Annotated in this window: 10 protein-coding genes; 4 read left to right on the top strand and 6 right to left on the bottom strand. The window is 33.7% G+C overall.

Annotation, left to right across the window (positions count from 1 at the left end; translation table 11 throughout):
* Positions 1 to 15: 15 nt before the first annotated feature.
* The 5 genes from OF897_RS02810 to OF897_RS02790 all read right to left on the bottom strand — a co-directional run bounded on the left by OF897_RS02810 (position 16) and on the right by OF897_RS02790 (position 6,611).
* On the bottom strand, positions 16 to 1,146 hold the full coding sequence (locus OF897_RS02810) for a hypothetical protein (protein WP_267264165.1): 1,131 nt from the start codon (positions 1,144 to 1,146) through the stop codon (positions 16 to 18).
* A gap of 32 nt (positions 1,147 to 1,178) precedes the next feature.
* The gene (locus OF897_RS02805; protein ID WP_267264164.1) at positions 1,179 to 1,964 is read right to left on the bottom strand and encodes a (Fe-S)-binding protein; all 786 of its coding nucleotides are present in this window, start codon (positions 1,962 to 1,964) and stop codon (positions 1,179 to 1,181) included.
* Between the two features lie 83 nt (positions 1,965 to 2,047).
* Entirely contained in the window at positions 2,048 to 3,379 is a 1,332-nt protein-coding gene (locus OF897_RS02800; RefSeq protein WP_267264163.1) for a (Fe-S)-binding protein, read from the bottom strand.
* Between the two features lie 9 nt (positions 3,380 to 3,388).
* A complete protein-coding gene (locus OF897_RS02795; RefSeq protein ID WP_267264162.1) occupies positions 3,389 to 4,339 on the bottom strand; it encodes an MlaD family protein in 951 nt (316 codons plus the stop codon).
* A 130-nt stretch (positions 4,340 to 4,469) separates the two neighbouring features.
* Positions 4,470 to 6,611 carry a peptidylprolyl isomerase gene (locus tag OF897_RS02790; RefSeq protein ID WP_267264161.1) on the bottom strand — a complete coding sequence of 714 codons (2,142 nt, stop codon included), beginning with the start codon at positions 6,609 to 6,611 and terminating at the stop codon, positions 4,470 to 4,472.
* A gap of 258 nt (positions 6,612 to 6,869) precedes the next feature.
* On the opposite strand from OF897_RS02790, the gene lon reads away from it, so the two are divergent.
* From lon to OF897_RS02775, 3 genes are all read left to right on the top strand, one after another.
* Entirely contained in the window at positions 6,870 to 9,278 is a 2,409-nt protein-coding gene (lon, locus tag OF897_RS02785) for an endopeptidase La (RefSeq protein WP_267264160.1), read from the top strand.
* Positions 9,279 to 9,348: 70 nt separating this feature from the next.
* Complete coding sequence (locus OF897_RS02780) at positions 9,349 to 10,461, top strand: AI-2E family transporter (protein WP_267264159.1); 1,113 nt, start codon at positions 9,349 to 9,351, stop codon at positions 10,459 to 10,461.
* A gap of 110 nt (positions 10,462 to 10,571) precedes the next feature.
* Complete coding sequence (locus OF897_RS02775; RefSeq protein WP_267264158.1) at positions 10,572 to 10,949, top strand: MauE/DoxX family redox-associated membrane protein; 378 nt, start codon at positions 10,572 to 10,574, stop codon at positions 10,947 to 10,949.
* Between the two features lie 89 nt (positions 10,950 to 11,038).
* Here the strand turns inward: OF897_RS02775 and OF897_RS02770 are convergent, their stop codons facing one another.
* The gene (locus OF897_RS02770) at positions 11,039 to 12,397 is read right to left on the bottom strand and encodes an acyl-CoA dehydrogenase family protein (protein WP_267264157.1); all 1,359 of its coding nucleotides are present in this window, start codon (positions 12,395 to 12,397) and stop codon (positions 11,039 to 11,041) included.
* Positions 12,398 to 12,601: 204 nt separating this feature from the next.
* On the opposite strand from OF897_RS02770, the gene OF897_RS02765 reads away from it, so the two are divergent.
* Positions 12,602 to 13,513 carry a DUF4349 domain-containing protein gene (locus OF897_RS02765; protein WP_267264156.1) on the top strand — a complete coding sequence of 304 codons (912 nt, stop codon included), beginning with the start codon at positions 12,602 to 12,604 and terminating at the stop codon, positions 13,511 to 13,513.
* Positions 13,514 to 13,557: the final 44 nt, after the last annotated feature.

The raw sequence follows: 13,557 nt of genomic DNA, 5'->3' as shown, positions 1-13,557 counted from the left end.
AATTAAAGTATAAAATTACGCAATTTTCCTGAGTTTAAAACCATCGTATTTTTTACCTAAAACATACAGAAGAACAATAAAAAGCAAGAATACAAATCCTAAAAAGAATCTCAAAGTACCACCATCAGGAAAGAAAACAAATTTTATATAAATATTTACAAAAAATAAAACTGCCAAAACTCTCATCCACATCTCTTTTGAAAAATAGAAAATCAAAAAAACCAAAATAGAAGAAATAAGCGTTATTTTTTTAAAATTAATCAATTTAAAAATCAGAATATCCCAATATTGTTTAAAAGTAAAATCTGCTTTTTCAGCTGATATAACAACTCTTCTTGAGATAAAACTGTCGTAAAAAACGTCTTTCCAACCCGGATAGTCATGTATTTTAATAATAAAAATATAGATTGAAGCAAGTAGAAAACCTTGTAAAATGAGATAATAATTGATTTTTTTTGACTCTATAAAATATTTATAAATAAAATGAACAAACAGAAAGCTCAATGCGAATAGAATATAATCGGGACGTATTAAAACACAGCACAGTAAAAAGAAAAATTGTATTAAACTGCTTCTTTTTTGCAATACACTTATTAAAAAAAGCATCATGAATACAAGCAAAAACATATCGGGTGTAGGATTTTCTGCCATTCCTCTCATAGCTGGAATCCACATTACGAAGAGAGAAAGAATCGGAGCGATAAAATAATTATCCGGAAATAAATATTTCAGAAATAAAAAAAGAAGAATCCCAGAAATAAAATAAGCAATAATATTGACCAACAGAACCGAAGTTGGTCCTGAAAAACCGCATTTATACAAAACATAAATTGCAGCATTAAAGCCTACTTTTATTTTATAGTAAGGAATTTGTTCAGAAAATGCACTGTAATTTTTCTCGAAAACTTTGTTGGGTAAATTTAAACCCACAATATCTTTGTACTTATATTCCGGAGCTTCACTTTTCATACTGGAATAAGTAAGCTCATGTACTTTTTGTGGATTATCCGGAAAATCCCAAGAATAAATACTGCCTAAATAACCCGGCATATCCCAATCGTAAACTCTATTTTGATAACAGGAATAAGTAAGAAAGCTTAATCCAATAATAAAAAAAAGAAAGGATAAACCCCATTTTAATTTCATAAACACAAGATTTATCCTTTCAGGAAAAAATTTTATAGATCTTCAGCTTCTGCTAAAAGTTCTACAATATCTTTTACTTCTACTTCATGGTTTTTATTGAAATGCTTCACCCCATCCGTTAACATCGTATTGCAGAAAGGACAACCTGTTGCAATTACTTTGGGCTCGAAAGATAAAGCTTCTTCAGTTCTTTCAATGTTGATGTCTTTATTTCCTTTTTCGGGTTCTTTAAACATTTGTGCTCCACCAGCTCCACAACAAAGACCGTTGGTTTTACAACGCTTCATTTCAATTAATTCGGCATCAAGTTTTTCCAAAAGTTCTCTTGGAGCTTCGTACTCACCATTTGCTCTCCCCAAATAACATGGATCGTGAAAAGTAATTCTTCTGCCTTTGAAAGTTCCGCCTTCAATTTTTAATCTGCCTTCATTCATCAATTGTCTCAAAAACTGAGTGTGATGAATTACTTCATAATTTCCGCCTAAATTCGGGTATTCATTTTTAAGCGTATTAAAACAGTGCGGACAAGCCGTAACGATTTTTTTCACTTCGTAAGCATTCAGAACTTCAATGTTTGTCATTGCCATCATTTGGAAAACAAATTCGTTTCCTGCACGTTTTGCGGGATCACCTGTACAGCTTTCTTCCTGTCCTAAGACAGCAAATTCAACTCCGATTTTATTTAAAATTTTACAGAAAGCTTTGGTTATTTTTTTGGCTCTGTCATCGAAACTTCCAGCACATCCTACCCAGAAAAGAACTTCCGGAGATTTGCCTTCCATTGCGTATTCCGCCATTGTTTTTATATTGAAATCCATATCAGTTTCAAATTTATCAATATAACAGTGTAACAGTTTACCATTGATTGTTACATAGTTACATTTTTACATTATTAGATTAATTAGTCTTTTGCCCAGTTCAGACGATCTGCCTGATTGTATTGCCAAGGTGCGGCATTGTTTTCTACATTGGTCATCATTAGGTTTAATTCCTGTGGCGCTGCAGATTGCTCCATTACCAAGAATCTTCTCATTTCGAAAATAATAGAAAGCGGGTCAAGCAATACCGGACAAGCCTGTGTACAAGCATTACAAGTGGTACAAGCCCAAAGTTCTTCTTTCGTGATGTAATCGTTCAACAACTTCTTACCGTCATCTTCAAATTTTCCGTTTTTATCGATGTTTCTTCCAACCTCTTCCAAACGGTCTCTCGTTTTCATTAAAATCAATCTCGGAGACAGTTTTTTACCTGTAATATTTGCCGGACAAACCGAAGTACATCTTCCGCATTCTGTACAAGAATATGCATTTAAAAGCTGAACCTGATTTAAATCAAAAACATCTTCCGCACCAAATTTCGACGGAGCTTCTTCTGCACCTTCAGCCGGAGCTGCGTAAGGATCTGCATTCGGATCCATCATCAATTTAATTTCTTTGGTAACCGATTCAAGATTATTAAACTTTCCGTACAAATCAAGATTTGCGTACCAAGTACTCGGAAAAGCAAGAATAATATGTAAGTGTTTAGAATAATAAAGATAATTCATAAAGAACAAGATTCCCACAAAGTGAAACCACCATGCTCCTCTTTCAACAACTTCTAAAAATATATTGTCGAAACTGAAAATCTCCAGAAACGGAACTAAAGTGATTTGGCTGATTGGAAAACTTCCATGCTCTGCCAAAACTCCTCTTTGCTGTAAAATAAAGTCTGAAGAATTCATCGTAAAGAAAGCGACCATTAAAGCAAATTCGATAATCAAAATCCAGTTTGCATCATTTTTTGGCCATCCGAAAAGTTCTTTCATTGTTAATCTTTTCACTCCATAAAAATTTCTGCGGATAAAGAAAAGTACAACACCAACAATCACTAAAAGTGCTAAAACTTCTAATGTTGCTGTGAAAAAGTTATAAAAAGTATGTCCGAAAATTGTTGCTAAAAAACGGTGAGTTCCGAAAATACCGTCAACAATGATTTCGATTAATTCAATATTAATAATTACGAAACCAACATACACAAAAAGGTGAAGAATTCCCGCAATAGGTCTTGCAGACATTCTGCTTTGTCCCATCGCAACTCTTGCCATAGTTTCCCAGCGTTCCGCTTTTCTGTCACTTCTGTTGATTTCTTTTCCTAATCTGATGTTTCTGTAGATTTTTTGAAGACTTTTTCCAAATAATCCGAAACCTGCAATAAGTAAAATCAGGAATAATACATTATCAAGATACTGCATAGTGTAGATTTAGTCTTTACTGTTCTTACCGAAAACTGAGAAATTAATGTATCTCTTAGGATTGGCTTTCATATCTTCAATTAAAGAATTTAAGTTGGTAGAAGCAGAATTCAAATTGTTGTACAACTGATCGTCTTTCATGATTTTACCTAAACTACCTTCACCTTTGTCAATTCCAGAAACTACACTGTTCAATTTACCAACAGTTTGATCCAAATTAGCAATTGTTTGATTCAATTGTTTTGTATCGATACTTTCTGCAAGATTTCCGTATTTATCTAAAGTAACTTTACCACTTTTCATGGTAAGACTTGCTTCATCCAAAACTTTCTGAAGCTTAGGATCGTTGTTTCCAACCAATTTATTTACACTTCCTGCAGTTGTTTCTAATGCACCAACAGTTTTGTTTAAATTATGAAGCAAAGCTTTGATTTCTTCTCTGTTTTGAGCATTCATCACCATGTTTGCATTTGCCATCAAAGAATCTACTCTATGCAAAACAGTTTGCAACTGATCTTTAACCGGACCAACCTGAGAAGAAAGACTGTTCATCATTCCCAATTTGAAAGCACCTTTCAAAGTATCTCCGTCTTTTGCAGTAGGACCGCCGTAAAAAAGATTTACTCTCATCTCTTTACCGCCCATTAAACTAGGTTCAAAAATCTCAAGATTGGAGTTTTTTGAAAATTCAAAATTATCATCAACAGTAATCTTAACAATAAAATGAATTTTTCCATCTTTAGAAGTTTGAGGAAGGATTTTGTCAACCTGTCCTACTTTCAAACCATTGATGGAAACTGGAGAAGATTGCGTTAAACCTTCCACATTATCATATTTTGCATAAAATATATTGTCGGTAGTAAAAAGGCTTCTGCCTTTCATAAACTGAAATAAAATCACGAAGCCAATAATGGCCAAAAGCGATATTAAACCAGCTTTTAATTCTTTACTGAATTTCACTTGTTAAATTTTTTCTAATGTTAGCAAATATAGTACATTTTAAATTAATGCATCTCTTTATTGCACTGCGTTAAATACAAAAAAAGCGCCAAAATAATTTTGACGCTTTTATATTTTTTAAATCAGATTCTTATTGTTGATTTCCAACTTTGCTCCAAATTTCGATTCTATAATCATCGATATCTGCATTATCTTGTAAACTTTTCAACCAAGCCTGACCAAACATTCCTTGATTTCTCTGAGTAACAGACTCTGTAAACTGTTTTGCATCTCCTGGCTGCTTGTTTACAGTTTCGTTTTTCTTAACGATAACATAAACCCCGGTTCCACCTTCAATTGGGTTTGAAGTTTTACCTTTTGCAATACCAAATGCTGCACCTGCAACTTTAGGCTCCATTGCTCCAGCTACAGAAGGATTAAGCATATTAACCTGTGCAGACTGTTTTGTTGTAGCAAAAGTTTTAGCAACTTGATCTAAATTCCCTGCTTTTCCGATTTTCTCTGAAATCTGTTTTGCAGCCATTTTATTTTGAACAATTGTTTCAATTTGCTCTCTTACAGATTCAGGATCTGCAAGACCTTTTTCTTGTTTTCCGTTTAAGTAAACAACAACTTTATCACCTGTACCTTCTACTGTAAAGAATTCTGTATCTCCTTTTTCTCTTTTCTTATCGAAAGCCCAAGCTATGATTTCTCCATCTTTATCAGTTCCTAAACCTTGTAACTGACCATCAAATCTTTTTGCTGTTTTAGCATTAGAATATTGGTAGTTTGATTTTTTAGCAATATTCACGAAATCATTGTAAGATTTCCCTTGAATTTGTTGGATAAATCTTCTAGCTTTTTTATCTACGTCAGCTTCAGTAGCTTCAGAAGGCTTGATTGTTTTTACAATGTGAGCAACTTTATACCCCATCGTTCCAGCTTTTTTATCTTCGATATTGATAATATGGTAACCAAAAGCTGTTTCAGCTAAACCTGTTGTTCCTTTAGGATTATTAGCCAAAAATGCTAAATATCCTGGAGCAAACTGACTTTGAGGAGTCGTCCAACCCACACTTCCTTTTCTTTCAGCAGCACCTGGTTCATCAGAAAGCTTAAGGCCTTCAGCAAATTTCGCAGGATTAGCTTTAATTCCAGCCATTAAGCTGTCAGCAATTTTTTTAGCTTCTTCTTTTGATCTTGTTGCCGTAGATCTTTCAGCACCTTTATAAGCGATTAAGATATGATTTGACAATGTAGAATCAGACGGTTTCTTATCAATTAATTTAGAAAGCACATAAAGATTCTGCTCTTTGTAAGGACCAAAAACTTGTCCGATTGCAGCAGTTTCGATTTTACCTTGTAAACCTTGAGGCATTTGATTTGCCTGAACATATGTATTATTGTAAGGCATATCTGAATTTGCCATTACAAACATAGAATCGTTTGTCGTGTTTTGGAAGTTTTCCTTTCCTCCACTTGCATCAGTACCTCCTGAAAAGATTTTTGTAATATCTTTTTGTACCGCAACTTCATCAGCAGGACTCGGCTGAGAAGGGAAAAATGCAATTCCTAAGTTTCTGCTTGGTTCAGTTTTAAATTGTACCGGATGCTGATCAATGTATTTTTTTAAATCTTCAGTCGTAACTTTGATTTTATTTTTCTGAAGATAAGAAGCGTAATCAACTTTCACGAAATCGATATCAGCAAGCTGATCTCTTTCTTTCATTAATTCTTCAGCTTCTTTTTTACCAGTTGTGATACCTGTAGAAATATTAGCAAAAACCTGTCTTGCCATAATTCTGTACTCAATAGTTTTCTTTGTTTTCAACCATTGACTGTATGCTTCAGGGTTAGTATTTTGTAAAGTTTCAACTTCTTTCTTCAATTCCTGAAGTTTGAAATTACCTTTTTCGTCAAACAACTGTTGATTTTGAGCAAACATTTGATCGTACTGAATTTGATTCCAGAACAAATCGTCTGTCATTTCAAAGCCCATTTTTTCAAATTGCTGCTTTACCAATTTCGATTGTACAAGCAATTGCCAAGCCTGCTCTTCAAGTCCGGTTTTTGGTTGCTGTTGCTGCTCAGCTTGCTGCTGTAATACGAAAAGCTGATCATTGTACTCTTCACGAGTAATTTTTTCACCATTTACTTTTCCTAAAACATCAGGGTTTTTTCCGAAAACCTTATCAATACTGTCAGGATTTACCAAAAAAGCCAAAAGTGCTAATGCGATAACTCCCATCAAGAGCCAAGGTTTACTTCTAATCTGTCCTAAAATTGCCATTTTATAAATATAGTTTTTATATCAGTGTGCGAAAATACACATTTTTAAGAAATTACAGAAATATAAGTCGTGTTTTTAATTTTTAAAATTCAAATACTATTAAAATGGAAATTTTGACCGTATTTTTTAACGATTAAGAAATGGCACTAATCTTGACAAATTTATGCACAGTTCATATATAATGCTTTTTTGAAGCATATTGTGAAATATCATTATAACGAATTTAACTGAAAATGACAATTTGTCATTCGATTTATTATGACAGAATTTGAAGATATAAATTTTGAGGATATTCTTGGTGAGGGCTTTAATATTGTAGCCGAAGAAATCAACCTTTCAGACCTGAATGTTGACAACGAGAAAAACTCAGATCAAGACATTTTCCCAATACTTCCCGTAAGAAATATGGTAATGTTCCCGAATGTGGTAATTCCTATTACTGCAGGAAGAAAAACATCTATTCAATTGCTTGAAGAAGCTCAGCAAAACGGTGACTACATCGGTATTGTGAGCCAAAAAAACTCAGATATTGAGCAACCCACCGAAAAAGATCTTTATCAAATAGGAACTTTAGCAAAGATTATCAAAATCATTAAGCTTCCTGAAGGAAATATTACAGCGATTACAAAAGGTTTTCACAGATTTAAAATCAAAAAAATTGTAGACTCTAAGCCTTATTTTAAAGCTGAAATTACTAAGTTAAAAGATGTAAAGGCTAAAAATAAAGAAGAATACGAAGCATTATTGGAAAATGTAAAAGATCTAGCCTTAAAAATTATTGAGCTTGATCCTAACATTCCGAATGCTGCTAATTTTGCGATAAAAAACATTAGTAATAATGATGATCTTTTAAATTTCATCAGTACAAATGCCAATTTTCCATATTCTGAAAAGCAAAAACTTCTGGAGGAAAAAAGCTTGATGCAAAGAGCAAACACTTGCTATGAAATGATGCATGAAGATTTCAGAAAGCTGGAATTGAGAAATCAGATTCATCAAAAAACCTCAAAAGATCTTGACAAACAACAACGAGAATATTTCTTAAACCAACAAATCAGAACGATTCAGGATGAATTGGGTGGTGGCCCAGAAAGCGATGTTGAAGATTTACTAAAAAAAGCAAAAGCTAAAAACTGGAACGCCGAGGTTGAAGAACATTTTCAAAAAGAAATCGGAAGACTGCAACGTCAAAATCCGAATTCTCCGGATTATAATGTCCAAAGAAACTATCTGGATTTTTTTACCGATTTACCTTGGGATACTTTCACAAAAGATACTTTTGACATAGAAAAAGCCGAAAAAGTTTTAGATAAAGCACATTTCGGTTTAGAAGACATCAAAAAAAGAATTTTGGAACACATGGCTGTTTTAAAATTGAAAAACAACATGAAATCGCCTATCCTATTATTGGTAGGTCCTCCAGGAGTTGGTAAAACTTCTTTAGGAAAATCTGTTGCTGATGCTTTGGGAAGAAAATATGTACGTGTTTCTTTGGGTGGACTTCATGACGAAAGTGAAATTCGAGGCCACAGAAAAACATACATCGGTGCGATGGCAGGAAGAATTCTTCAGTCTATTAAAAAAGCAGGAACCTCAAATCCCGTAATTGTTTTAGACGAAATTGATAAAGTAGGAAAAGGAATGCATGGCGATCCGAGCTCGGCTTTATTAGAAGTTCTTGACCCTGAACAAAACAATGCTTTCTATGACAATTTCCTTGAAATGGGTTATGATTTATCTAAAGTAATGTTTTTGGCGACCGCAAACTCACTTTCAACAATTCAAACTCCGCTTTTGGATAGAATGGAAATCATTCAGATTGCAGGTTATACTTTGGAGGAAAAAATTGAAATTGCTAAGAGACATTTAATTAAGAAACAACAGGATGAAAACGGTTTGACTGCAAAATCTTTCAAACTTGGAAATCCTGAACTGAAACATATTATCGAAGCCCATACTTCTGAAAGTGGCGTGAGAAGTTTAGAAAAAAGAATCGCTGGAATTGCTCGTTGGGTTGCTTTGCAGACTGCTTTGGTAAGAGAATATGATGCTAAAATTTCTGTAGATAAAGTAGACGAGATTTTAGGCGTTCCAAGACCGAAAAGTCTATCGGAACCAACTGATGTACCGGGAGTTGTTACAGGTTTGGCTTGGACAAGCGTTGGTGGAGATATTTTATTTATCGAAAGCTTAATCAGCAACGGAAAAGGAAATCTTACGATGACTGGAAATCTTGGAACCGTAATGAAAGAATCCGCAACGATTGCTTTGGAATATATTAAAGCTAAATATGAAGATTTAGGAATTAGCGAAGATGATTTAGAAAAGAAAAACATTCACGTTCACGTTCCTGAAGGAGCAACTCCAAAAGACGGACCTTCTGCCGGAATTGCCATGTTAACCTCGATGGTTTCTTCTTTTAAAAACAAAAAAGTAAAACCTCATTTGGCAATGACCGGGGAAATTACATTAAGAGGAAAAGTGCTTCCTGTAGGCGGAATCAAAGAAAAACTTCTTGCTGCAACAAGAGCAGGAATTAAAGAAGTAATTTTGTGTGAAGCCAACAGAAAAGACGTAGAAGAAATCAAACAAGATTATCTGAAAAATCTGAAAGTAAACTATGTAAGCTGGATGAATGAAGTTCTCGAACTGGCTATCGAAAAATAATTTTTTATTTATAAATTTATAACCTCATCGTAAACGGTGAGGTTTTTGTTATGTGTAGAAAAACTTTCCCATGAACTTTTTTAAACTTCCTTTTCTTCTTAAACTTGCTTTAGCAGTCGTTTCCATTATTGGAATCGGCTACCTTATCAATTTAGGGCAGAGCATTTTAGCTCCTTTCTTTCTAGCGTTTTTGATGGCGATGCTTTTTCTGCCGATTGCTAATTTTTTAGAAAAGAAACTAAGACTTCCACGATCAATTTCTACCATTATTTCAGTGATGATGATGTTGATTATTTTGACTGGAATGATTTTTTTCTTTGGTTCTCAAATTTCCAGTTTCAGTCGTGATGTTCCGCATCTGACGAAGCAGTTTAATCTGGTTTTCCATAATCTTCAGACTTGGGTTTCACATACTTTTAACGTAAAAATAGATGAACAGCTGGATTATCTGGATCAAGGTTTAAGCAAACTCTTGTCTTCATCTGGAGTAATTTTAGGTTTTACTTTTGGAATTTTTTCTTCAAGTTTGGGATTTTTAGCTTTTTTTATCTTATTCTTTATTTTCATTTTAAATTACAGAAGAATTTTAAATAATTTTATTGTTAATGTTTTCAATGAAAAGCATAAAGCGAGCGTTCAGGAAGTCGTTTCTGAAGTAAGAATTATGACAAAAAGATACATCATCGGATTATGTCTTCAAGTGATTATTGTTTCTGTTTTGACTACGATTGTTTTGACTATTTTAGGTGTAAAATACGCGATTTTGTTAGGTGTTTTAACTGGTTTATTAAACGTTATTCCTTATATTGGAATTTGTATTTCGCTAATAATTTCATGCTTTATCGCTTTTGCAACGGGAACGGTTTCAACTTGTGTATATGTTGCGATTGGTTACGTTATTGTTCATGCGATTGACGGAAATATTATTCTTCCTTTCGTTGTTGGTTCAAAAGTGAAAATTAACGCACTATTTTCTTTTATCGGAATTCTTTTAGGCGAGCATCTTTGGGGAATTTCAGGAATGTTTTTATGTATTCCTGCCATTGCGATTATTAAAATTATTTTTGAAAGAGTTGAAGGTTTACAACCTTGGGGAAAACTTCTCGGCGAAGATGAAAAACCCAACAAGAAAAAGAAAAGCTACAAAATTTCAAAGAATATTACTTTGAAAGAAATGGACTAAGTCATGAGTAATTAGCAATGAGCAATTGGTAATTTCCGCTAAAATTTAATTTTTATTGATTTTTTCACACCGAATTGGAATTTTATTTAATTTTAATAAAAAATCAACTCATGAAAATCATTAAATTTATTATCAGTCTTCTTTTCGGTTTAATGTTTATCAATGCCGGATTAAACAAGTTCCTCAATTACATGCCAATGCCGAAACCAACACCAGAGCAAATGAAAATCTTCGAAGCGTTTAATCAATTGCATTGGTTGATGCCTTTAGTTGGTGCCGTTGAAGTAATTGGCGGATTATTATTTATTTTTCCAAAAACAAGAGCTTTAGGAGCTATTATGATTTTACCGGTAATGGTCGGAATTGTTCTCCATGTTTTCACAATTGACAAATCTCAAATGGGAATGTCGATTGCAGGAGTTCTTTTCCTGATTAATATCTGGATGATTATCGATAATAAAGACAAGTATAAAGCTTTAGTGAAATAAAGAGGTGAATGGTCAATGGTGAATTTTGCTTCGCAAGTGAATTTAAAATTGACAAGCAAAGCGAATTGACAATTGACCATTCACATTAATTATACGAATGCACTGAAACCTGTAATTGATCTTCCAACAATCAGTGAATTGATTTCTTTTGTTCCTTCATAAGAATAAATCGCTTCGGCATCGGCAACAAATCTTGCCACATCATATTCGAGCAAAATTCCATTTCCGCCCATTACTTCTCGTGCTCTTGAAACGACATCTCTTGTTCTCATCGTACAAAAAACTTTGGCTAAAGAAGCATGCTCGTCTTTTAAAATACCTTCATCCTGCATTTCAGAAAGTCTGAAAACCATCGTCTGCATTGCAGTAAGATTTGATAACATTTCGACTAGATGTCCCTGAATCATTTGAAATGAGGCAATCGGCTTTCCAAATTGCTCTCTTGTTCTTGTGTAATCTAATGCACTTTCATAAGCTCCTCTTGCACAACCTGTCGCCATCCAGGCAACTCCGGCTCTAGTCATTCTTAAAACTTTTGCGGTGTCTTTGAAGGAGTTAGCATTTTGTAAACGATTCTCTTCTGTTACAATACAGTCTTTTAAGGTGATCAAACCATTCTGAACGATTCTTAAAGCCATTTTCCCTTTAATTTTCTCAACAGAATATCCAGGATTATCTTTTTCAACGATAAAACCTTTTACTTCACCGTCATCTAAATCTCTTGCCCAAATAATAATTAAATCTGCAAAAGTTGCATTCCCAATCCATTTTTTTTGTCCGTTTAAAACCCAACCCTCTGGAGTTTTTTTGCATGTTACGGTTAAACCTCCTGCAGCTCCGGAACCCACTTCAGGTTCAGTCAAACCAAATGCGCCGATTTTTTCAAACTTTTGCATTTGTGGAAGCCATTTTTGTTTTTGTTCTTCAGATCCGCAAATGTAGATTGAGCCCATTGCCAAACCAGATTGAACGCCAAAGAAAGTTGCGATAGACGCATCGATTCTTGCCATTTCCATTGCAATAACTCCTTCCATGAGAAAAGGCATTCCTTTGCAGCCGTAACCTTCGTATGTTACGCCACAAATATCTAATTTCTGAAATTTTGGAATTAATTCATGTGGAAATTCATCTCTTAGCCAATAATGATTGACCAAAGGTTTTACTTCTTTTTCCATGAACGCTCTTACTTTTAGCTGAACTTCTCTTTGTTCGGGAGTTAAAGTGTGGTAAATGTCATAGAAATCTCCATCAATAGGCGGAAGTTCTTTCTTTTTCTTATTTGGGTCGAGCATTTTCATCATTCCACTGAGTTGCTTATCATCCAATTTGGAAAAGTTTTCCATGAGTTTGGGAAGATTTACTTTTTGCGAAATTTGGCTAAGCTGATCAAAATCGATTGATTTAAATAATTCTATGGCATTTCTGATTTTGGAAAAAGTATTAGACATATTGATTTTGGTTTGATTTGTAAAATTTAAGCAAAAATCAATCCGAAATACCACAGACACAGACTTTAACATTTTACAAAACCTTGATTTATAATAATTTAAACAGAATATTTTATTTACAATTTTTTTACTTCCTATTTTCAAACATTACAAAGGTTTCGTTTTCAACTTTGAAGTAAGCAAAACATTAAAAAATCAAATATTATGAAAACTACTCACATCAGATTAACTATCGCAACAGCACTATTATTGGGAGTTTACTCATGTAAAAAAGGCGAAGCAACCGCAAGTGATTATGAAAATTTGGAAGCCAATAAAGAAATTGTAGCAGACAGTATTTCCTCGGTTGCAACAATGTCCGTGAAAGACAAACAATTCATCAAAACAGCCAATGTAAACATGGAAGTAAAAGATGTTTATAATGCAACAATTTCCATTGAGAAATCAGTACAGGAACTTGGAGGATTTGTTACGCACAGCGATTTACAAAGCAGAGTAATTTCAGAGGAAACTTATAATACTTCCGATGAAGACGCAATGCTTGTGAAAAAATATCAGACTGAAAATTCGATGCTGGTTCGTGTACCAACAGAAAAATTAGGTAAGTTTTTAACTTTAATTAATGATAAAAAACTATTTCTGAATTCAAGAATTATCAATGCCGAAGATGTGACTTCAAGTATTAAATATGCAGAATTGGAAGGAAAAAGAATCAAGAAAAATGAAGAAAATATTTCACAACTCAAGGCAAATAAAGACAAGGTAACTTTAGATAACGAAAATATGTCCGACGGAAACCTGCAGCAGCTAGCCAATATGGATGTTTCGGATAATTTAAAATACAGCACCGTTGATATTTACATCCAAGAACCAAAACTGAGGATTGCTGAAATTGCCGTTACTAACTCGAAAAATATTGACAATAAATATAAATTCAATTTCTTTTACAGCGCCAAAAATGCCTTTGTGGAAGGGTATTATTTGATTCAAAGATTGATTGTTGGATTAATTATGATTTGGCCAATTGTACTAATTGCAGCCATCGCATTTTACTTTTACCGAAAAAACAAATCTAATAATAAACAACAGACAAAAGAACAAAATACGGCATCCTAACCTTTAGGTTATCAACATAGATTTTTCTGAGCCTTCGCTTTTGC

The organism is Chryseobacterium formosum (assembly GCF_026460885.1).
Lineage (GTDB): Bacteria > Bacteroidota > Bacteroidia > Flavobacteriales > Weeksellaceae > Chryseobacterium > Chryseobacterium formosus.
Note: the sequence above shows the minus strand (reverse complement) of the source record. Positions and strands in the feature narration are given on the sequence as shown.